Raw genomic sequence first — 23239 nt, 5'->3', positions numbered from 1 at the left:
AAAATTGTTTCCTTTTGTTACGAAACAACAAGTTATTGTTACAAAAAATGAAGCATAAAAATTTGCTTCAAACGTGATCTTACAGCGATTCGGGAAATGCAGTAAAGTAATAGGAAGAAACTTTATTATTCTTAACAAATTGACAAAATAATGGCGACTATTCTAGCAATTGAAAGTAGTTGTGATGATACCAGTGTGGCGGTGGTGTGCGATCGCACCGTTTTAAGTAATGTGGTGGCATCCCAGATAAAATTACATCAAACCTATGGGGGAGTAGTGCCTGAGTTGGCTTCTAGGCAACATTTGGAAATGGTTAACCCCTGTATTGCTAGAGCCTTGGAGGAGTCGGGGTTAGGTTGGGATGGTATAGATGCGATCGCCTCTACGGTAACCCCCGGGTTAGTGGGTTCGTTGATGGTGGGGGTAATAGCGGGAAAAACCCTCGCTATGGTACATAATAAACCTTTTTTGGGGGTTCATCACCTCGAAGGTCATGTTTATGCCTCTTACCTCGCCCAGCCCGATTTAAACCCCCCTTTCCTCTGTCTTTTGGTGTCGGGGGGGCATACTAGCCTGATTCATGTTAAAGGTTGCGGAGAATACGAAAATATCGGCTCTACCCGTGACGATGCGGCGGGGGAGGCGTTTGATAAGGTGGCAAGGTTGTTAAATTTGGGCTATCCGGGGGGGCCTATCATTGATAAATTAGCAAAAGAAGGTAATCCCCAAGGCTTTAAGTTACCTGAAGGGCGAGTTTCCTTACCTAATAATCAGGGTTTTCATCCCTATGATTCGAGTTTTAGTGGTTTAAAAACGGCGGTGTTGCGTTTGGTAACTAAGTTAAAGGAGGAAATGGGGGAGGAAAATTTACCCATCACTGATTTATGTGCTAGTTTTCAGGCTACCGTAGCCAAGGCCTTGACAAAAAGAGCCGTTAGGGCTTGTTTAGATTTGGGCTTAGATACTATTGCGGTGGGGGGTGGAGTGGCGGCCAATAGTGGGTTGCGGGATTGTATGCAATCGGCTTGTCAGGAGCATGGTTTGAGGGTTTATTTTCCTCCTCTTAAGTATTGCACCGATAATGCTGCCATGATTGGTTGTGCGGCCGCAGAACATTTTAATCATAAGGTGCGATCGCCCCTTAACCTTGAAGTATCATCAAGGATGAGCATAGAAAGAGTAAGAGAATTGTATTTATCCTCCTCTCAGGGATAGTAGTGATGAGGGGTAGGGGTGATAATAGTTTAATTGTCAATTCTCCATTATCAATTGTTGAATAAGCTAAACTGTAATTTGACAAACCATTACTCCCTCAGACAATGCCCAATTCAATCACTAATAATCGTCAGGAATTAGATATTAATCTACCCCTCGTGTTATTATTTTCTAGTCTCTTGACCATTGCTATATACAGTTTATTATTACCTTTTAGAGACACTTATTTGGGGATTTTATTAATAGACAGAGGTATCACACAATATTTAGTAGTATTTCTTTCTTGTTTCGTTATCAGTAGCACCCTTGATAAATTTTTTAAAATCAAAACAGAATTTAAAACCCTCAAAAAATTAGAAATTCCCCCTAATATCCCCCTCGAAAATCATAAATCAGTTAAAGTAAAACAAATGTGTGAATACTTTTCTGAATCAGGGAATTTAGTTGATAATAGACTATCAAGAGTTTTAAGCGCCTATATTTATTCAGGGAGTAGAAAAACATCTGGTGAATTAGCCCTTGACGATTCCTCCTTTTACCTGAGTGCCTCAGAATCATCCTACACCTTTCCCCGTATCTTAGTTTGGGCAATACCTCTTTTGGGTTTTGTGGGTACAGTATTAGGTATTAGTCAAGCGGTAAATGGCTTCTCTGGCTTTTTGGATAGTGCTTCAGAAGTTGACCAAATTCGGGAAGGTATCGGCACTGTTACGGGGGGTTTGGCGGTGGCTTTTGATACTACCTTACTGGCTTTATTATTGAGTGTGGTGGTGATGATTCCCCTCGTTTTAGTAGAAAGAATAGAATCACAGTTACTCTTGCAGATAGATATTTTTATCAATGATAAAATTTTACCTCGATTTTCAGAAAAAGAAACCTCCTCTACTTCTTCCCTCGACAAAGAAACTATCAGCAAAACGATTAATCAGGCTATCAAAGAATCTTTACCTACCCCTGAAGAATTAATTCAACCTGCGGAAATTTATGCAAGGGAAGCCGCCCAAAATCTACTTAAAGAATTTCTCCACCAATTTAACCAAATTCAAACCCAAGAATCGGAGTTAGTAGAAGGAATAAAAGAGGTTAATAGAATTATTCTCACCGACAGAGAAAAAATAATTCAATCTTATCAAGAGCAACAAAATTTTAATGCTACCCTAGTGGATGATATTAAATTATTAATTCATCAAATAAAAGAACATAATAATCTTAGTCAAGTTGAACTTGATCAACAAATTAATACTTTTAAAAATCAACTGGAAAATATCGCTTTTATCCTAGATACTAAAATTAATTCTCTCCAAAAATCTAGCGAACAAATTGCTCAATTATCAAAATTAGAAAATAGTTTTAGTGGAATGGTAAGGGCGCTCGAAAGTGCAGGTAAAATGGAAAATTCCCTTAACATAATTCAAGAACAAATCACCCTTTTACAACCTGTTATTAAAGATTTGAGTAAACCCAGAGTAGTTCGTTTAATAGAAGAAATTGAACCGTAAATATTTTTATTAATTACTATGCGTAGAAAATTACGTTCTAACAAAATAGAAATGGAATTATTTCCCTTCCTATCCGTTTTAGCTTGTACCATTGGTACGCTAATTTTATTAATTATTGTGATTAGCACCGAAAGCATAGAAAGTAGTTCAGAAGTAACCATTATCGGGCAAACAGAAGAAGGGCAAAATACCTCAAAAACTCCTCGCTATATTGAATGTAGGCAAGATGGAATTATCCTTCATCCCGAGGAAACATTTATCCCTAGAAATCAAATCAGTCGTAGTAATTCTCCTTTACTAACACTGATTAGAGAGGTAGAAAATAACCGTGATAGTGAATATATTATCGTTATATTAAGACCTACGGGACTAGAAACATTTTATGAAGTGAGAGATTTAGTAGAAGCGAGAAATATCGACATAGGTTATGAACCTATTGACGAAGATTTAACCATCAAATTTGCAGAATAAATTACTCTAAAAAACTGTTATGCCTAGACAACGTCTTATTCGTAAAAAAAATCATCCTAGCCAAAATTTAGATTCATTTTTAGACATATTAACTAACACTGTAGGGGTATTAATGTTTATTGGTTTATTTGTCAGTTTATTAACCATTGAAGCAGAAAGAATTATTACTACTCCTCTCAGGGCAGAAACCAGCAAAGAAGGTGTTTTTTTTGAACTAAGAAATAATCAATTATTTTATATTAGTGATCCCCAAATAGAAACACAAATTGATCAATTATATTCTAATTTACCTACTTGTAATAGGCCTGAAGCACCCCGAAACAATAGTCAATTTGCTTATCAAACTTATCTTAATGAAGTAAGTATATATAATAATTGTACTACCTCTATCCTTCGTCGTTTAGAAAACTTTTCTGCGGAAAATGGTCAATATAGAGTTAGTTTTACCGCTGATGGGGCGCTACGATATGAACAAATTGACAATGCCATGGGGGAGGATAATCAACAATTGAGGGCTGATGATTCACAGTTTAGCCAAATATTGAGTAATTTAAATCCTAATACAGAATATGTGGCTTTTATTGTTCGCCCAGACAGTTTTCCTGCTTTTCGAGCAGCCAGAGAAAAGGCAATCGATAATGGTTTTCAGGTAGGTTGGGAGCCTTTTGCCCAAAATAATATCCTTGTTTTTGGTTCTGGTGGTCGTTCTGTGGGGGTACAATAGACAATTGAGAATGGATAATTGAGAATTATTACAGTTATTTTAATTTAGGAATCAAAACTTTTTATAAATATTCATAGTGTCAATGATGGGAGATCATGAATTTTATAAATTGGATTTAGTATTATATTATTTTTATGTAGCAAAACACTTTTTTATATACTTTTTATCGAGTGATAAATAATCAATCAAAGTTACTTTTAAATTTTTCGATGCTGATCGAAAAACCAACGGGAATTAGTAATTATATTAATCATATTTTTCCTTATTTAAAGGACTTAAATTATGTTAGTATAGCAAACGAAAATTTAATTAAAAATTTAATTAATAGTTCAGAGTATAGTTATAATATTTCTGATAAATTTAGTCCAGATTATGGAAGTAAAGGGCATTTTTTAAGATTATTATGGACTCAGTTTAAATTGCCTAAAATATATGAAATATTAGAAGGAAATTTATTATTTTCCCCTGTGCCTGAATTGCCTTTATTTAGTTCAAAAGTTTCTGCGGTGGTGATGGTACATGATTTGATTCCCATTCGTTTTCCACAAAGAAAGTCGGCTTTGAGTGCTTATTTTCGTTATTATGTGCCTTTAGTATGTAATCAGGCAAGGCATATCATATGTAATTCAGAAAGTACAGCTAACGATATAATTGATTATTATGGTATTTCTGCGAAAAAAATTAGTCCTATTTATTTAGGTTATGCCTCAGATAAATTTAAGGTAATTGATTATAAAAAAAGTGTTAATAAAATACCTTATTTTGTATATTTAGGAAGACATGATCCCCATAAAAATTTAGTTAATATTATCTCTGCTTTTGCTAAGTTTAAATATTGTCAAAATTATGAGTTATGCTTAGTGGGAAGTGAAGATGCCCGTTATACTCCTTTACTGAAAAAACTAGCCCATGATTTGGGTATTTTTGAGCGGGTAAAATTTTTAAGTTATCTTAATCAACAAGGGTTGGTTAGGGTATTAAATCAAGCAGAAGGGTTAATTTTTGCCACTCTTTGGGAGGGTTTTGGTTTTCCTGTATTAGAAGGGATGGCTTGTGGTACTCCTGTTATTACCTCTAATGTTTCTTCTTTGCCTGAGGTGGCGGGAGATTGTGCTTTATTGGTGAATCCTTATGATGTGGATGATATTGCAGAAGCGATGAATGAAATTGTTAAGGATAATGTACGATCGCACTTAATAGAATCAGGATTAAAAAGGGTAAAACAATTTAGTTGGGATAAAACGGGAAAAGAAACTTTGGAAGTTATTAAACAGTTTTTATAAATTATTAAAAATGAAAAAATATAGCTATATTTTATTTTATAAACCCTATAATGTTTTGTGTCAATTTACCGATGATACCCCCCACGCTTCCGAGCGGGAAACTTTAAAAAAATATATCGATATTCCCAATATTTATTCCGTGGGAAGATTAGATTTAGATAGTGAGGGATTGTTATTATTAACCGATAATCCAAGGGTTAAACATCGTCTTTGTGACCCCTCTTTTGCCCATCCTCGCACCTATTGGGTACAGGTAGAAAATATCCCTTCTTTAGAGTCTTTAAAAAAGCTCGAAAATGGGGTAATTATTAAGGGAAAAAAGACCAAAAAAGCGATCGCCCTTAAACTAGAAAATGAGCCAAAATTACCCCCCAGAAATCCCCCCATTCGTTACCGTAAAACTATTCCCACCAGTTGGATAGAATTAACCCTCACCGAAGGCAGAAATCGACAGGTAAGGAGAATGACAGCCTCTATTAACCATCCTACCCTAAGGTTAGTGCGAAAGGCGATCGCCCTTACTCCCCAAATTCAGCTTACCATCGATAACTTAGATGTCGGACAAATCAGGGAATTAACCCCCCAAGAAAGACAAGCCATCGAATCAATATAACCAGACTATCAAAACAACTTACTAATTAAGATACCATTGCCCCTTCCCTATTCCCCGCCTTCATAACTCCACTTTTTCAGCAACCCTTAATTAATGAAAAAGATACAATGTAAATATATATACTTCAATCTGAAATCATAAAAAATATGACTGTAGCTTATCCCCGTAAATTACGTAATAAAATGTCTGCCCGAGACATTCTAAAAAGGGTAGTGGGCGATCGCCAAATCCACCTCATCACCCTCAATCGTTACCGTTACAACGAACAGAGAAGCTGTAAAGACTTAACCAACCTCATTGAAACCCTCAACGGAAAACCCAAAGAATTAGTCCAAGACTTATCCCATCACGTCGCCGATGAAGCCAGACACGCCTACTGGTTAACCGACTTACTCATGGAATTGGATGGCGATATTGATACCCCCCCCGGAATGTCTTATATCAATGAATTTGAACGGTTAATTGATGAACCTGATAACATGGAAGATGCAGTTATAGATGCGATCGCAGCCATTAACGTTACCGAGAAAAGGGGTTGTGAATACTTTAGCGCCCATATCCACGCCCTCAAAGAAGCCGAGCAAACCGAAGAAAACATCAAAATTAGAACTACCATCGAAAAAATTTTCCCAGAAGAAGCAGGTCATGTAAGATGGGGAAATCGTTGGTTAGCAAAAATTGCCGCCCAAAGCCCAGAAAAAAGAGCCAAAGTAGAACAAGCCAAACGTAAATATATAGCCATCGAACACGCCGCCTACGAATGTGGGATGGATATTTTAGCAGGGGCAGAATTGCGCCGTTTAAATAACCTCCTTGAGATTAGCAAAACCATGTCAGTATGGGAACAAACCACCTATCTGATGGAAAAATTACCACAAACCATATTCGATCCTCAACTGCAACTTACCCGCATTGATGCAGCCCAAAGGGCATGGCAAAGAAGCCCCCAAGACTTCATGGATAAATTTATCCCCATGTTTTTCCAAGGCATCAATTAATTAATTTTGTAGGGTGGGCATTGCCCCCCTAATTGGATGTAATATCAAATCCGCTTGATCACTTACAAACAAATTAGCAATATCAATTAGTTCAATAAATTGAACGAACTACCATTAGCCGTGTAATTCATTACACGGTGAGGCAAGGAAGATACTGATTATCCGAACTAGATATAAATAGTTTTTTTTGACGGGAATTATTTAAGAAAATATTCCTAACTAATGACTATGGCTGAAATTGTTATAATAGATAATTCATACTTTCTCTCGAAATATTAATCACTATTAATTAATTCAATTATGTTTGATGCACTAGCAGAGCGTTTAGAAGATACATGGAAAAAATTGCGTGGTCAAGGAAAAATCTCGCAATCAAACATTCAAGACGCACTACAAGAGGTAAGAAGAGCATTATTAGAAGCCGACGTTAACTTTCAGGTAGTCAAAAGTTTTGTGGCGGAGGTAGAAAAAAATGCCCTCGGTGCCGAAGTAATTTCGGGAGTGAACCCCCAACAACAGTTCATCAAACTCGTTTACGATGAATTGGTTAAAGTGATGGGAGAAAGTAATGTCCCCCTTGCCAAAGCCGAAAAAGCCCCCACCGTTATTCTTATGGCGGGGTTACAGGGTACAGGTAAAACCACCGCCACTGCTAAACTAGCCCTTTATTTACAAAAACAAAAACGCTCCTGTTTGATGGTAGCCACGGACGTATATCGCCCCGCTGCGATCGATCAGTTGATGACTTTAGGGGAGCAAATAAAAATTCCCGTATTTCAGCTTGGAAGGGACGCTAACCCCATTGAAATTGCCCGTCAGGGGGTAGTAAGCGCCCAAGAACAAGGCATCGATACGGTGATTATAGATACCGCTGGGCGATTGCAAATTGACCAAGATATGATGGGGGAATTATCCCAAATCAAGTCCACGGTTAATCCTGATGAAGTGCTGTTGGTGGTAGATGCCATGACAGGGCAAGAGGCGGCTAATTTAACCCGTACTTTCCACGAAGAAATAGGCATTACAGGGGCAATTCTTACCAAGATGGATGGGGATAGCCGAGGTGGTGCGGCCCTTTCGGTGAGAACTATTTCAGGGAAACCCATTAAATTTATTGGGGTTGGGGAGAAAGTAGAAGCCCTAGAGCCTTTTTATCCCGATCGCATGGCTTCCCGTATCCTCAACATGGGGGACATCGTTAGTTTGGTAGAAAAAGCCCAAGAGGAGCTTGACATCGGCGATGTAGAAAAAATGCAACGCAAAATGATGGAGGCAAAATTTGATTTTAACGACTTCCTTAAACAAATGCGTCTGCTCAAAAATATGGGTTCTTTTGCAGGGGTGATGAAATTAATCCCCGGGATGAATAAAATTGGTGCAGGGGCTTTGGAAAAAGGAGAAAGTCAATTAAAAATTACCGAGTCAATCATTAATTCCATGACCAAGGCGGAACGGGAAAACCCTGAACTTTTGGCAAAATCCCCTAGCCGTCGTCGTCGTATCGCTAAAGGTTCGGGACATCAAGAAAAAGAAGTTTCCCGATTGATCAGTGATTTTACTAGGATGCGATCGATGATGCAACAAATGACCACGGGGGGCGGTTTTCCAGGGATGCCCGGGATGGGTGGAATGCCTGGGATGGGCGGTTTAGGGGGAATGTTTGGCGGTAATGCCCCTATGCCTGGTTCCCGTGCTAAGGGGGGCGGTAAACCCAAGAAGAAAAAGAAAAAGCGCGGTTTTGCCGATTTGTAGATTTAGATAGGGTAGTAGGGAAAAAAGTTTTGCTCTGGCAAGGTATCAACTTTAAATAAACTATGATATTGGAGTAGTTGGGGAGGATGTTTTTCCCCATTGCCTACTCCCCATTCCCTTCCTCAATTGGAACATAAAACCCGATCATGTAGTCTTTTGATATAGAAGCACTTATAATCAATATAGGTACAGAATAAGTTATGGTATCTTCTATTTCGTTATCATGGTCTAGTTTATCAATTGCCTTACCAAGACAAAGAGTGAAAATCGAGCAACTCTCAAACACAGACCTAATATTACGTTGCCAAGAGGGCAATAAACCTGACCGGGTGGCGTTTACAGAGCTACTTAACCGCTATCAACCCTATGTTGATAAGATTCTTTATAACTTAGCCCCTGATTGGCACGATCGCCCCGATTTAGCCCAAGAGGTATGGATTAGGGTTTATAAAAATATTAAACGTTTACAAGAACCAAATAAATTTAAAGGCTGGTTGAGTAGAATTACAACCAATTTGTTTTATGATCAATTACGAAAAAGAAAACGTCGCACTCCCCCTTTATCTTTGGATGCTTCTATTAGCCGTGGTGATGATGACGATCTAAAATGGGAAATTCCTTCTGATGTTCCTTTACCTGAAGATAATTTAAGTACCGTTGAATTTTATGATTTGTTGAACCGTGCGATCGCCGATCTCCCTGAAACCTTCCGAGTAACCATTATTTTAAGGGAAATTCAAGGCTTAAGTTATGAAGAAATTGCCGAAATAACCCAAGTTTCCCTCGGAACGGTAAAATCGAGAATAGCAAGGGCTAGAAATCGGTTACAACTGTTATTAAAACCATATTTAGAGAATCAAAATTAGTTTTTATTTAACTCCTCAAACTTATATACTGTATATATCATGTCTAATCACTCTTACCCTATCGATAAATGTACCTTTGAACTCCTCAGCGCTTATTTAGATGGGGAGGTGACTCCTATACAAAGAAAAGAAGTCCAAGAATTATTAGCCCAAGATTCTGAAGCTCAAGGGCTTTATCGTCGTTTACTTGCCCTCCGTCAAGAAATTAATAGTTTACCTATCCCACAACCTGAATATACTCCTAAACAGGTTTGTGATGGTGTATTTGCTCAATTGGATAAGGAAGAAAAGCAGAAAAAACGTTTAGTCATTGGGGGCGGTGCGATCGCCGTTACCCTTCTCGCCACCATCGGCGGATTATTCACAGGAAATCGTAACCCCATTTGGCAAATGGCCCAACAAAACTCAGGGCAAGAAGACAGCTTAATGATTGCCCTCAACGAACCTTTAATTGATTTACCCGTAGCCACCGAAGAAGAAACCCTTAATATTACCCTCGGACAATCTTTATTAGATGTAATTAATGAACCGTAAATCATTGACAATGGGCAATATAGAAAGAATACATGATATGACTATAATCTTTTGAGTCATATCAGAATTTTTCATAATAATTAGTCCACATCAAGCAGAATAGTTGATTGTCTTTAAATCTAACCTTAGTAAGTGAAATTTTAACCTAGTAAAGAAAAACCTTTAATACTTTCTTTAATAAATAAAAATCCATATTTTCTCGTATTAAAAATAACTAAATTCCAAATATAGGGATATTGAGGAAAACTCTTTAACAAAATTAACTCAGATAAAATATAGTATCTAGGTTTACCCCGATATTCAGGGGGGTTATCTTCAATTCTGATTTGTTCAGACAAGGGTAATATATGACCGATAATATCTCCATTTTGAGTAAAAAAATTAGCTTGAATAGCTAAACCTAATAAACGATCCAAACACCAAAAAGGAATATATTTAAATACAGAAAAAATAGTCATATTTTGACTCAACTTGATTAGAGTGTCTTTAACTAATTTTGTTTTCCACACTTTTTTGTCAAAATTTTCTGTATGTCTGCCATGATGATCTTTTCTATTACGCCACAAAATATTAATATCAAAAGAATTTTGCAAAGGTGCGATCGGCATTTCCTGTAAATAGTTTTCCTCCCAAGATGGCTCTTTATTTTCCTTTCTACCATCCCAAATGGGTAAATTATCCACAGAAGATGGAACAAAACTCCATGGCATTGACAACTTATCTTTTTCACCATAAACATAAGACTTTCGAGCCAATCGAAGTATCCAACTATCAGGGAAACGTTGAAAATAAATTTTCACAATTTCGGCAATCTCAGGAATTAAATATTCATCACAATTAATAGTCAAAGTATATTCTGCCCTTGCATTGTATAGTCCAGTCATCCTTTGTATAATCTCTCCCCGAAAAGGTGCATTTATCTGTTGGATACGATAATCATCTACTTGAACTTTTTTCATTCCAGGAGGATGAACCAAAATAAACTCTACATTACCTCTTACTTTCGCTAGATTATCTAGCCAATGAGCCGAAAAACCTTCCCTAGTGGGAGTTACAATAGTTAAATCAGGTTTTTGAAAAATAATATTATCCATATAAAATAGTGATTTATGGGAAAAATTTGTTTTCAAGATTAGATATTTACCCAGATTAAGTACATGACTATCATCAATTGGTTAACTTAAATTATTCCATCATAGATGAGTAGATCAGAATAGTTTCTTTTTATTTACTTAATAAAGAGTTTTACATTCTTGATTGTTAATTCTGCTATAAACTTTATATGTAAGAGTGACTTTTCAGAAGTCAATAATTGTCAAAAAAGTGTTAAACATAGTATTGAGACTAAGTGCTGATACAAGACTGTATTTTTGGATCAAATCAAGAGCCAAACTAACTTTATCCTTATTTCAGTTAGTAGCACCATTAATGTTTCCTTACTCATTAAACAAAAATTTCTGTGAATAACTCCTACTTATATCAATATCCCCCTTTAAAATCAGGAATACTCCTAAAAAGATACAAAAGATTTTTAGCTGATATTCAACTAGACTCAGGGGAGGTTATTACCGCCCATTGTGCCAACACAGGCCCGATGATAGGGGTATGTGAAGCAGGAAAAAAAGTACAAGTATCCCACAGCGACAACCCCAAAAGGAAATTGGCTCACAGTTGGGAAATGATAGAATTAGGAGAAAAAGAAAAAGTTTGGGTAGGTATCAATACAGCCTTACCTAACAAAATCATCAAAATTGCCCTTGAAAATAATTTAATTCCCGAATTAGCAGGGCAGTATGACACCGTTAAAAGTGAGGTTAAATTTGGGCAAGATAATAAAAGCCGTATTGATTTTGTTTTGACGGGAAAAGAGAATCAAAAACCCATTTATCTGGAGGTTAAAAATACTACCCTTACCCATAATAATATTGCCCTATTCCCCGACACAGAAACCACTAGAGGGCAAAAACACCTAAGGGAATTAATTGCCTTGTGCGATGAAGCTATTCCCGTGATGCTTTATTTTATCAATCGTAGTGATTGTGATTTATTTGCCCCTGCTAGAAAATTTGATCCCAAATATGGGGAGTTGTTTGATGAAGCAAGGGAAAAGGGAGTAAAAATTTTACCCTGTCGTTTTGATATATCCCCAGAGGGAGTTAAATATCTAGGTTTAGCTCATATTTCAGGGTAAACGGGAAAATAATTAAGGTGCGCTGTTATAAATCAAAACCCTAAAAAGGGACTTGAGAATATGCCGCCTCCGAAATACCGGGTAACTCTGCATATTTCCCTGTAACACTCTGAAACATACAATATACACAAGCCACCAAAGTACCCAAGAAAATCATATTGTAAAGGGTTTCCATGAATAATCCTCCAATACCCCCTGCCAATATACCCACAATCAGATTAACTAAAATTAATAAAATATCAATCAAAATCGCTTGCATAGCGTTATAACGCAAAAAATGGCTTAGGTTAGAATTTCTGATAACTAAAGCAAATAGAGCAATAAAAATAATAAAACGAGCAAAGGGAATTAAACTATAAAGATAAATTAGAGGAATTAAAGGAATGGTGATTAATCGCAAAAAAGGAAATTGATTAAACAAAAAACCCCCAAATTCTAAAACATAATAAAGGGGTATCAAATACACCAAAGTAGAAAACAGTTTATCTTTCCAGTCACTTGAGCCTAAGCGAGTCATAAAGTTAATAATTTATTTTATTTTTGTTATTTATTTTACTTATTCGATATTAACAAGATGAAAGCCCATCTGACACTGATACACTGTTGGTTGATTTTGTCCTAACTTGCCTAAACACTGTCCACAACCTAGTTTACCCTTTTGCCAACGGGGTGTACCTCCATGATTTGCCATTAGGCAACCATTACAAACTTTTTCCGTGGATAATAGTTGTTCATTTTGGAGAATTACTAACATAGCCTAGCCCTCTGTGATGCTTAACTCCCATATGTCCATTGTACTCTTTCCTCCAGAAAAACTGTATTAACTGATGCTTTACTTAACAATGATAGATATTTAGCTGATAATTTCTAAGTTACCCATCATGCCCAAGTCTTCATGATCTAAAATGTGACAATGATAAACAGTTTTACCAACAAAATTTTGGAAAGGAATTCTAATTTTAACCCTTTCCCCTCGTTTTACTAACACCGTGTCACGCCAGGCCAATAATTTTTCGGGAATATCATCACGACTAACGACTTGGAATGAATTAACGTGAATATGAAAAGGATGATCCATAATACCAGTGTTAATCAATTCCCATTCTTCCACGGTATCAAGGTTGACTGTAGTATCAATCCTCTGATGATTATAGGCTTTGCCATTAATTAAAAATGCCATGCCATTAGCCATGCCATGATTAAGGGTAAAACTTCTTGTTTGAGTTGGTGAGGGTAAAGGGTTAATCGAATTAAGTTGATTTGGTAGAGATAAGGGTTCGATATTATTATTTGATTCTACAAAATTAATGGTAGCTAGAGTTTCTGAGGAATTATTATTATTTCTTCTTCCCATCATTCCTCCCCCCATCATGCCCATTGCCCCACGATTGTAGGGTAGATTAATCATTTTGAGGGATGATAGCTGACTATCTCCTTGAATCATAATTTCTACCCTTTGCCCTGGAGTTAATAAAACACTATTCATCTGTTGGGGAGAATTAATTGCCCCCCCGTCGGTGGCAATTAGGAAAAAGGGATTATTTTCAAGGGATAGGTTGTAAAAACGGGAAGTGGAAGCGTTTAAGATTCTTAATCTCAACCATTCTCCTTTATTACAATTAATTTGGGGATTAACTTTACCGTTAACGGTAATTAAGTCTCCTTCTCTACCAGTCATTAAAGACATCATTCGAGAATCCATTAATTTTCCATCATTGTCTAATGCAAAATCTTGTAAGACGATAAATTCTTCCTTAGCTGATTTGATGGTAGAAATTTCCTCTAGTTTTCCTCTAACTACAAATAATCCTGCTAACCCCCCTGATAATTGTTCGGCGGTATTACCATGGAGATGGGGATGATACCAACCTGTAATACTTTGATGATCTTCTGGGATGGTAAATTCATAGTTATAGGTTTGATTGGGTTGTATTTCGACAAAAACATTGTCTGCTTTTCCTTGGGGTGAAATATGTAGTCCGTGATAATGTAAGTTGGTGGATTTATTAAGTTTATTGGTCAATGTGATTTTGACTTTATCTCCTGCTTTTGCTTCTAGCTGTGGGGCAGGTATTTGTCCATTGTAGGTGAGTAAATAAACTGTTTTATCACCAATATTTACTGGGGTTTCTTGGGCTGTTAATTCTACTTCTAATAAACCATTTTCACTTTTATAAATTTGTGGTTTTGTTTGAGCCCATGATATATTTTTGGTTGGCTTATGTTTTTTGTTTACTATGGTAGCTATTCCTGTGGTGGCTGATAGAAGTAAGTATAAAAGATGGCGACGATTGATGGTCATTGTATTTTATTTAATATTATTTACGTCAAATTTTTATTTTTTATTATGGTAATTATCAACGGCTATAATGATGTATAGTGATATTTTTATTGATAAAATTTCATTTTGTTAGGTATATACAAAAAATAATTGTAAGGTCTAAAACCTATTCATATTTACTCCTTTTTGTGGATTTAGTATGAAAGGTTTTGGGACATTTTAATATTGGGCAAATTGTTGTAATTTTCCTGTATTGGTGAAAGAAAATACGGCGTAGGGTTGAACATAATCTCCTGATTCCATACCAGGAGAGCCGATGGGCATTCCGGGAACTCCTAAACCTGCTATATTGGGCTTATTTTGAAGGATTTTTTTGATTTGTTCGGCGGGGACATGACCTTCTATGGTATAACCGTTGACAGTGGCAGTGTGGCAACTTATTAGTTGTTCTGGAACGTTGTACTGTTGTTTAATATTACCCATGTTATTGCTGACAAAGTCTCTGACGGTGAAGCCTTCTTTTTGTAGGTGTTTTATCCAGCTTTGACAACAACCACAGTTGGGATCTCGAAAAACACTGATGGTATGATTTAGAGGTTCACTTTTGGCAGATGGGTTGATTGTTAATAAACTAAGGCTAAGGGCGATCGCACTTACTGCCCCCAATGGAACGATAGATTTTAAAATGGAATTAATTGGTTTTGTTTTCACGGTATAAATACCCCATATCATTAAATGAGACTGATTTATTATAAACTCTCCAGTTAGATAGAAGGTCAAGGGGTAACAGAAACTATATTAAGTTCAGATAATCATAGTAAATCCGATTAGTAAAGTTTACTATTATCCACCGTGTAATAATTGACCATAAAAAATTAATATCTTTTGCCTGTTCCCTGCCTTAATTAGTATATTATTGAAACAGGATATTTAATATTAGTAGCTGTTTTCTCCCCCAATAACGACATTTTCAATGCGTAAACTAGGCCCAGCGCACCCTACCGCCAAACCAGATTGCCCTCCTTTACCACAACCCCCCGACTCATCCCAATAAAAGTCATCACCAATCGCACTTATTTGCGCTAAAGTTTTAAAGACATTACCAGAAAGAGTAACATTTTTCACAGCCTCGGCAATTTCCCCATCTCGAATCATCCAAGCCTCTCCCGCACTAAAAGTAAACATCTCGCCGTTTGTCATTCCCCCCAACCAATTAGAAGCATATACCCCCTCAGAAATATTACTAAATAAATCCTTAACAGGGGTTTCACCCCTACCAATCCAAGTGTTAGTCATGCGCACAATGGGGGGATAGTGATAGTTAAGACAGCGCGCGTTACCCGTGGGTTTTTCCCCCAACTTTCCTGCGGTTTCTCGAGAGTGTAAACGCCCCACCAAAACCCCATCCTTGATTAACTGGGTAGTAGTCGCCTTTGTACCTTCATCATCATAATAATAACTGCCCCGATGTCCCTCTGGCAGCGCCCCATCAAAAATTTGTAAAAATTCTCCGCCAAATTTGCGCCCCATGGTCATTACTTCCAATAAATCGGGATTTTCGTAGGCCATATCAGCCTCGGAAAGATGTCCAAAAGCCTCATGGACAAACAATCCTGTTAAAATGGGGTCGATGACCACGGGGTATTTTCCGCCCTTAACAGGGGGCAAACTGAGGGCATTGACGGCACGTTTAGAGGCACTTTCCACCTGGGTATCAAGGTTGGTTAAATCTTCATAGGCTTTTCTTGTGCCTGTGGTTTCCCTGCCTGTTTGTACTTGGTTTGTTTTTTGGGCGATCGCACTAAAACGCATTTCACTATCAATCCAAGATTGTTGAATCATACTGCCTTCAGAGGTTGCAAGGATTATTTCCTGTTGAGCATCATAATAGGTGACGGAAGCGGAATTGATGGCAGGGTGATAGTTTTTGAGAATTTGATAATAATGATCACACAAGGTTTTTTTATCGCCGAGGGGAATTAAACGGGGATTAGTGCCTGTGAGGGGTAAGCGACAACTAACTTCCACTGCTTCCACAGGGGCAAGGGTAGTTTCATCATCTCCTATGATACGGGCAAAGGCGATCGCCTCCTCTACCCTTTCTTTTAGTTGTGACAAATCATTAAAAGTGGCAAAACCCCAACCCCCTTTATAACAAGCCCTTACCTGCCCTCCCAATGAGATACCTTCGCTCAGGGTTTCCACCGCCCCATTACGCAGAGCGATATTTGTACCCTCAGAGTTTTCTAGGCGAATACTCAAAAAATCCACTCGTTTTTGATACTTGGCAATTAAATCTGATAACAGGTTACGATAATCTTTCATTTATAGGCAATGGGCAATGGACAATGGGCAATGGTGGTAATATTTTGAATAATCAATGGTTTTAGTCGTCAAAATATATTTCATGTCAAGTCTGCTTGATCACTGACAAATTAGCAGTATTAATATTTTAGTTCAATTTATTGAACGCAATACCATTAGCCGTGTAATTCATTACACGGTGGGACAACTGGGGTACAATCTATCTATAACGAATTATCTGAACTTGAATCACACTGTGATTAAGCAATGCCTAAAACTGATTACCCAAATTCAATCGAAATTAAACAATAGCTTTATCGTAAGATAATAGTTGTTAATTGTTAATTACTCCCACAATCCCTTACCCATAATTCTGGCGTACTGTTGAGCATTAATTAATATATCATCATACTTACCATCAGTATAGGTCAAATTGACGATCGCCCTTCCCTCCTCAATCATCATCCTGTTAATAAATAGATCATTTAACCATACATAAGCAGAAAGACGACCAAAGGAATCTTTTGAATTAAGATCGGTTTCTAAGGCAATAGAGGGAGAATTAATGGGGTTTCGACCATAATTTGTAAGTAGTTGCACCATGGTTTTTTCTGCCATTTCTCGTCCATCTTCAGGCACATCCAACCCCGTTAACCGCACCCCATAGACTTGATTATTGATAACCACCTCCAAAGTTTGCCCACTGACAACCCGCCGTAATTGCCCCAAAATAAGATTATCAACGGGCATCTGTTGCCCACAACCAGCAATTATCAAACCGATAACCACTATGACAAAAACGCCCTTGAGTTTTCTAATCATCCTCAATGGGGAAACCGAAACGCACCTTACCACGACCAAAATAACGTCCAAATTGTAACTCGTAAACCTCGTCTTCGTCTTGGGTTTCAACCACTAAATCCGAGCGAGGATAACTAACGCATAAAAGGGCATAACCTTGTTTTTGTAAATCAGGGGATAATCCCATGGCTTCGGGTTGATATATATCGCCTTCTAAAACCCTGACAGCACAAGTGGTACAAGCACCATTACGACAGGAAAAGGGAGCGTCGGCATCTTGATTTTCAGCGGTTCTTAAAATATACTGATCTTCAGGTACTATGACTGTTTTAGTGGTATTTTCTTGGCGGTTATGAATAGTTACCTTATAGTTTCGCATCGTCAATTATATCGTTAAGTAAATATATTAGGCTTTCCCATAACAATTATAACTAAACTGGTCAATGGATAATGGACAATTGACAATGGATAATTATGGTAAAAGACATCAGACAAAAAGTTCGTGAAGTGTTGATAATTACCCTCATTTTAAATATGACGGTGGTAGTTATTAAAGGGGTAATTGGCATTATCACAGGTTCGTTAAGTTTACAAGCTGATGCGCTTCACAGTGTCACTGATGGGGTAAATAATATTTTGGGTTTGGTGACAAATCAGCTTTCTTCCCCTATTCCAGATCGAGATCATCCCTATGGACATCAAAAGTTTGAAGCCCTTGGAGCGTTGGGGATTGCGGTGTTTTTAGGTATTGCTTGTTTTGAAATTTTACAAAGTGCGATCGCCCGTATTTTTTCAGCCACCGAAGCCATAACCATTGATACTATTCAGTTATGGTTATTATTACTCGTTCTAGGTATTAATATTTTTGTGGCATTTTATGAACGGGGGGTAGGCAGAAAATTGGGCAGTCAAATCCTCATCGCTGATGCCAGTCATACCATGGGAGATGTATGGGTGACTATCACCGTTTTAGCTGGTTTAATCGCTATTTGGGCATCCAATCAAGGTTATATCATCGCCCTACAAACCATTGATATATGGTTGGCTTTTCCTGTGGCTTTTCTCGTTTTTAAAAGTGGTTGGGATGTGTTACAAAACAATATACCATGGTTAGTGGATCAAATGGCGATCGCCCCTGAAGCAATTTATCACACCGTCATGGAAGTAGAAGGAGTCATCAACTGTCACGACATCGCCTCTCGGGGTTTATTGGGCAGACAAGTATTTATTGAAATGCACCTGGTTGTTAAACCCAAAGACGTAGAAACAGCGCACCTAATCACCGAAGAAGTAGAAAAAAAATTAGAACAAAAATTCTATCCTGCCCGTATTCTTATTCATGTTGAACCTTCATCCTACGAATCTGATCATATCACCTTTGAGGATAATCGATAATCAACTATCATCACCCCTACCCCCCATCACCATCACCGTTACTCCTTATCACCCTTACCCCCCATCACCATTACTCCTCATCACCCCACCGAGACGATTTTTTCACAAATCCTAACTATTCCCTAAAAACCATAAAAATTAGACTACCATAGAAATAGGTAAAAAGTTAAACAGTTATGAATTATCCCACGGTAGAAAATGTATCAATAACTAATAATTGGGCAATCATTGATCATCAACCCGTAACTGTTTCTCCAGAAGCTACTTTTTTGGAAATATTAAAAAAGTTTGAGCAAGGATGTGACTGTTTAATCGTTGTTGATTGTCACATTCCCTTAGGAGTGATTACCACAGAAATAATCATTAAAATTATTACTACAGGGGTTAATATATATTCTCTGAGGGCAAAAAGTTTTTGTCAAAGTTTCCCTTGTCAGCAAGAAGCAAAATTAACCGATATTTTTACCATTGCCCAAGGATTATTTAAAAAAAAATATGATATTTATGGTTGTTTAAATCATCAAGATCAATTAAGTGGTATTATTACAGCAAAAAGTTTAATTCGTTATTTATTAACCGATACTTTATATCAAAGAATATCCCTCAAAAGCATTTTTAAACCAAACTTAATTTTAATCAGTAAAGAAAATAGTATTTTAGATATTGCTGAAAAATATATCGATGCCCATGGAAAATCTGGATTTATTGTTAATGATGATGGGCAATTAAAAATAATATCCCCCCATAATATTGTTAAGTCTTTAATGGATACTAATTGGCATAATGAGCGAGTAAACAAATTAAATCTAGCTAATGTTCCATCTTTTTGTTTAGAACAAAAAATACCCACAATAGTTAATGTTTTACAACATAAATGGGGGGTATTAATACACCATAAAAATATAATCCCTGAACAACAAACATCTAAATCTTTTTGTGAGTTGGGATTAAGTGATATTTCTGATAATTTTATCGAAGAATTGAGCCTCATTAATGCCGATAACTTAATAGAAGTGCTTAATCCTATTTGGCAACAAAACTATTTAAAACAACAACAACAAGAGTTAGATAATCTTAGAACTGCGGTACGATTAGAACAAAAGCAAGTTGAACAAGAAAAATTATTATCTAGTCTTAGTTATCGTATTCGACAATCTTTAAACTTAGATGATATTTTAGATAATACCGTTAACGAGGTTCGTTATTTTTTAGGGTGCGATCGTGTTATTGTTTATCAGCTATACCCCGACGGAGATGGGGTGATTATCGCTGAATCGGCAGGGGAAAACGTGATGTCGATTTTAGGGCGAGTTGTGCAAGATCATTGTTTTGCTAAAGATTTTATCAAACCCTATTTAAATGGTAGAATTCAAGCAACAGATAATGTCTTTACTGCTAACTTATCTCCCTGCCATCTTGATTTACTATTACGTATTCAAGTACAAGCTAATTTAGTTGTACCTATCATTTTCCATGATAATCTATGGGGTTTGTTGGCCGCTCAAAACTCCTTCCATCCCCGCCATTGGCAAAATGACGAACTAGACTTATTACAAAAATTAGCGGCTCAAGTGGCGATCGCCATTCAACAATCAGAATACGCCCAAAAAGCCCTCCAAGTAGCAGAATATCAAACTGCCATAGCCCATCTAGGCAACACAGCCCTTACCACTAATAGCCTAGAAACCCTAGAAAAAACCACCGTCCAAATTATCGCCAAAACCCTCAAAATCGAATATTGTAACTTGCTTGAAATACAACATAATCAAGCCGCCTTTGTCCTCAAAGCAGGGGTAGGATGGCAGGATATGTGGCTAGGAGTGGCTAGGGTGGGTTCTTCTCCCCGTTGGATGCCGGGGTACACCATGACCATTAAACAGCCTGTCATCACCGAAGATTTGCTAGTAGAAACAAGATTTAGCCCCCCTCCTTTCTTGCACAACACCAATATTGTCAGCGGTGCTATGGTGAATGTTGGTAGCGATGATAATTACTTTGGTATCATTGGCGTTTATAGTCAACATCAAAGAAAATTTAGCCCCGAAGAAATCAACTTTTTACAAACCGTCGCCAACGTATTAGCCACCGCCACCCTACGCACCAAATCTCAACGACAACTAGATTATTTCTTCAATTTATCCCTTGATATGTTTTGTATAGCAGGGGTTGACGGCTCATTTAAACGGGTAAACTCAAGTTTTTCCACTACCCTTGGTTACGGTGAGGAGGAGATGATAAATAAAAATATGCTTTGTTTTGTGCATCCCGATGATGTGGAAATCACCGCCGAAGAATTAGAAAGACTGGCTAGGGGTTTTCCTTCCCAAAATTTCGAGAATCGTTGGCGCACCAAAGAAGGTTTGTATCGTTGGTTGGCATGGAAAAGTTTACCCTATGAGGAGGGAACTTTTTACGCCGTAGCCCGGGATATTACTTTGGCAAAACAAGCGGAGGAACAATTACGCAGTTTAAATGAAGAATTGGAAACGAGGGTAAAAGACCGTACCGAAGAATTAGAGCAAACCACTACCCAGTTACGTACCTTTGTACAAACCGCAGGAACAGTGTTGGTGGTACTCAATCAAAGTTATCGTATCATGGAATGGAACGAGGAGGCGGAAAAAATATTTGGTTGGACGAGGGATTCTGTATTAGGGGAAGACTACTTTTTATTGTTTGTTGCCCCTAGTGATAGGGATAGTTTGAGGGAAAAATTAGATATTACTTTGGTGGAAGGAAAGGTACAAAGAAATTTAGAAAGTAAAGTAATGGTGGCTGATGGCACTGAAAGGACTTTATTATGGAATGTTAATCGTTTTACTGATGGTAAGGGGGAGGGTATCGGTGTTATTGCCTGTGGGCAAGATATAGAAGAAGTGAGATTAGCACAACTCAGGTTGAAGTTGAGTGAGGAAAGATTTCGTAGTATTTTTAATCAAGCGGCGGTGGGCATTGTACAAGTTAGCCTCCCTGGTAAGTTAGTGTTGGTGAATGATAAGTTTACTCAGTTGGTGGGCTACAATCGTCATGAGTTATCGGAAATGGATTTCCATGCCCTCATTCACCCCGATGATGTGTCTGATACGTTAACGGATTTGTCGGAATTGTTGGCGAGTAATCGGGCTACTTTTGAGCGGGAAATTAGGATAAAACGCCCTACGGATGATTATCTTTGGATATATCTGACTATGTCCGTTGTATGGGTATCCGTTGAACCATCTTACTTCATCGCTGTAATTAATGATATAAGCGATCGCAAACAGGCCGAAGAATCTTTACAAAAAAGCGAATCTCGTTTAAATAGTGTTCTTAGTTCATTACAGGATGTAGTATGGTCAATGTCTTTACCTGATATGAATTTACGCTACATTAACCCCGCCTGTGAGATTTTATACGGTCATTCCCCCGCTTCTATTTTAGCTAATCGAGGACTATTATTAGATATGGTTGCCCCAGAATATCGTCAAGTGGTAGAGGATACATGGCAGGATATTTTGGAGGGTTATAAACTAGGAATTTTACAAAATGAAACTAATCGGAATTGGGAATTAGAATATAAAATTATTTTATCCACAGGTAAAGAAAGATGGATTAGGGAGCGATCGCACATAGTCTATGATAGATATGGTAGGGCGGTAAGCATTGACGGAATTTCCACCGACGTAACCCAACGCCACGAAGCCGAAGAAAAACTATTTAAATCCCTCCAAGAAAAAGAAGTATTACTCAAAGAAATCCATCATCGAGTCAAAAATAACCTCTACGTTATCTCAGGATTACTCAACCTGCAATCAAGCTATGTAGAAGATGAACAAGTGCGCAACCTTTTCCATGATAGCCAAAACCGTATCCAAACCATGGCAGTTATCCATGAACAATTATACCAATCCGATGACCTCTCCGAAATAAATCTTGCCGACTACATCAACCGCCTAGTATCTAATCTATTTCTTTCCTACAACAATAGCCGAGAAGGCATCAAACCCGTAACCAACCTCGCTGAATGTTATCTCAACATTGAAACTGCCATCCCCGCAGGTTTACTCATTAATGAATTAGTTACCAATGCTTTTAAACACGCCTTTCCCCACGGTAAAGGAGAAGTAACCATTAATCTTTCTCTCAAAAATAAGCAACATATCATGCTTGAAGTAAAAGACAACGGTAAGGGTTTCCCCGACGATTTATAGTTAATCAAAATAAGAATGAGACATTTAACTAGTACAATAATTGTAAATTATTTCATCTAAACTTGTTTCGCTATTACTATACATTCTTGCTCTTTTTAATGCACTAAAATCATGTTCAATGT

At 37.4% G+C, this 23239-nt stretch carries 21 protein-coding genes and 1 pseudogene; 13 read left to right on the top strand and 9 right to left on the bottom strand.

All coding sequences use genetic code 11. The features are described 5' to 3' along the window. The first annotated feature begins 150 nt into the window (after positions 1-150). The 10 genes from tsaD (at position 151) to IQ215_RS12215 (ending at position 9955) form a co-directional block, all read left to right on the top strand. Positions 151-1215, top strand: coding sequence for a tRNA (adenosine(37)-N6)-threonylcarbamoyltransferase complex transferase subunit TsaD (gene tsaD, locus IQ215_RS12260; RefSeq protein ID WP_193801706.1), 1065 nt, complete (start codon positions 151-153; stop codon positions 1213-1215). Positions 1216-1319: 104 nt separating this feature from the next. Then, entirely contained in the window at positions 1320-2714 is a 1395-nt protein-coding gene (locus IQ215_RS12255; RefSeq protein ID WP_193801705.1) for a MotA/TolQ/ExbB proton channel family protein, read from the top strand. Between the two features lie 18 nt (positions 2715-2732). Beyond that, positions 2733-3185 (top strand): hypothetical protein, encoded by a 453-nt coding sequence (locus IQ215_RS12250; protein ID WP_193801704.1) that lies wholly within the window; start codon positions 2733-2735, stop codon positions 3183-3185. A 19-nt stretch (positions 3186-3204) separates the two neighbouring features. After that, positions 3205-3909: a hypothetical protein gene (locus IQ215_RS12245; protein WP_193801703.1), complete on the top strand. Its 705-nt coding sequence runs from the start codon at positions 3205-3207 to the stop codon at positions 3907-3909. A gap of 209 nt (positions 3910-4118) precedes the next feature. Continuing rightward, positions 4119-5192: a glycosyltransferase family 4 protein gene (locus IQ215_RS12240; RefSeq protein ID WP_193801702.1), complete on the top strand. Its 1074-nt coding sequence runs from the start codon at positions 4119-4121 to the stop codon at positions 5190-5192. Positions 5193-5202: 10 nt separating this feature from the next. Then, a complete protein-coding gene (locus tag IQ215_RS12235; RefSeq protein WP_193801701.1) occupies positions 5203-5805 on the top strand; it encodes a pseudouridine synthase in 603 nt (200 codons plus the stop codon). A 146-nt stretch (positions 5806-5951) separates the two neighbouring features. Further along, positions 5952-6803, top strand: a complete 852-nt coding sequence (locus IQ215_RS12230) for a ferritin-like domain-containing protein (RefSeq protein ID WP_193801700.1) — start codon at positions 5952-5954, stop codon at positions 6801-6803. A 300-nt stretch (positions 6804-7103) separates the two neighbouring features. Further along, positions 7104-8555 carry a signal recognition particle protein gene (gene ffh / locus IQ215_RS12225; protein WP_193801699.1) on the top strand — a complete coding sequence of 484 codons (1452 nt, stop codon included), beginning with the start codon at positions 7104-7106 and terminating at the stop codon, positions 8553-8555. Positions 8556-8755: 200 nt separating this feature from the next. Further along, positions 8756-9421: a sigma-70 family RNA polymerase sigma factor gene (locus IQ215_RS12220; RefSeq protein ID WP_193801698.1), complete on the top strand. Its 666-nt coding sequence runs from the start codon at positions 8756-8758 to the stop codon at positions 9419-9421. 39 nt (positions 9422-9460) lie between these two features. After that, positions 9461-9955, top strand: coding sequence for an anti-sigma factor family protein (locus IQ215_RS12215; RefSeq protein ID WP_193801697.1), 495 nt, complete (start codon positions 9461-9463; stop codon positions 9953-9955). A gap of 140 nt (positions 9956-10095) precedes the next feature. Here the strand turns inward: IQ215_RS12215 and IQ215_RS12210 are convergent, their stop codons facing one another. Further along, positions 10096-11049, bottom strand: coding sequence for a transposase (locus IQ215_RS12210; protein WP_193801696.1), 954 nt, complete (start codon positions 11047-11049; stop codon positions 10096-10098). Between the two features lie 365 nt (positions 11050-11414). Between IQ215_RS12210 and sfsA the strand changes: the two genes are divergently transcribed. After that, a complete protein-coding gene (sfsA, locus tag IQ215_RS12205; RefSeq protein WP_193801695.1) occupies positions 11415-12146 on the top strand; it encodes a DNA/RNA nuclease SfsA in 732 nt (243 codons plus the stop codon). A 40-nt stretch (positions 12147-12186) separates the two neighbouring features. On the opposite strand, the gene IQ215_RS12200 is transcribed toward sfsA, so the two are convergent. The 7 genes from IQ215_RS12200 to IQ215_RS12170 all read right to left on the bottom strand — a co-directional run bounded on the left by IQ215_RS12200 (position 12187) and on the right by IQ215_RS12170 (position 17911). Further along, a complete protein-coding gene (locus IQ215_RS12200; protein WP_193801694.1) occupies positions 12187-12663 on the bottom strand; it encodes a Tic20 family protein in 477 nt (158 codons plus the stop codon). A gap of 39 nt (positions 12664-12702) precedes the next feature. Then, the gene (locus IQ215_RS12195) at positions 12703-12900 is read right to left on the bottom strand and encodes a hypothetical protein (protein ID WP_193801693.1); all 198 of its coding nucleotides are present in this window, start codon (positions 12898-12900) and stop codon (positions 12703-12705) included. 99 nt (positions 12901-12999) lie between these two features. Beyond that, entirely contained in the window at positions 13000-14448 is a 1449-nt protein-coding gene (locus tag IQ215_RS12190) for a multicopper oxidase family protein (protein WP_193801692.1), read from the bottom strand. Between the two features lie 198 nt (positions 14449-14646). Then, positions 14647-15138 carry a DUF411 domain-containing protein gene (locus IQ215_RS14505; RefSeq protein ID WP_206688587.1) on the bottom strand — a complete coding sequence of 164 codons (492 nt, stop codon included), beginning with the start codon at positions 15136-15138 and terminating at the stop codon, positions 14647-14649. Between the two features lie 225 nt (positions 15139-15363). Continuing rightward, the gene (locus tag IQ215_RS12180; RefSeq protein ID WP_193801690.1) at positions 15364-16752 is read right to left on the bottom strand and encodes a TldD/PmbA family protein; all 1389 of its coding nucleotides are present in this window, start codon (positions 16750-16752) and stop codon (positions 15364-15366) included. A gap of 324 nt (positions 16753-17076) precedes the next feature. Continuing rightward, positions 17077-17553, bottom strand: a complete 477-nt coding sequence (locus IQ215_RS12175) for a thermonuclease family protein (RefSeq protein ID WP_193801689.1) — start codon at positions 17551-17553, stop codon at positions 17077-17079. Further along, the gene (locus tag IQ215_RS12170) at positions 17546-17911 is read right to left on the bottom strand and encodes a 2Fe-2S iron-sulfur cluster-binding protein (RefSeq protein WP_193801688.1); all 366 of its coding nucleotides are present in this window, start codon (positions 17909-17911) and stop codon (positions 17546-17548) included. Before IQ215_RS12170 ends, IQ215_RS12175 begins: the two co-directional genes overlap by 8 nt. A 95-nt stretch (positions 17912-18006) precedes the next feature. Here IQ215_RS12170 and IQ215_RS12165 point away from each other — a divergent pair, with 95 nt between their 5' ends. Next, entirely contained in the window at positions 18007-18927 is a 921-nt protein-coding gene (locus IQ215_RS12165; protein WP_193801687.1) for a cation diffusion facilitator family transporter, read from the top strand. A 176-nt stretch (positions 18928-19103) separates the two neighbouring features. Then, positions 19104-23117 carry a PAS domain S-box protein gene (locus tag IQ215_RS12160; RefSeq protein WP_193801686.1) on the top strand — a complete coding sequence of 1338 codons (4014 nt, stop codon included), beginning with the start codon at positions 19104-19106 and terminating at the stop codon, positions 23115-23117. Positions 23118-23141: 24 nt separating this feature from the next. Here IQ215_RS12160 and IQ215_RS12155 read toward each other — a convergent pair. Next, a pseudogene (locus tag IQ215_RS12155) lies at positions 23142-23239 on the bottom strand (IS630 family transposase); the annotation flags it as partial.

The sequence above is a fragment of the Cyanobacterium stanieri LEGE 03274 genome (assembly GCF_015207825.1).
In the GTDB taxonomy this organism is placed as follows: domain Bacteria; phylum Cyanobacteriota; class Cyanobacteriia; order Cyanobacteriales; family Cyanobacteriaceae; genus Cyanobacterium; species Cyanobacterium stanieri_B.
Note: the sequence above shows the minus strand (reverse complement) of the source record. Positions and strands in the feature narration are given on the sequence as shown.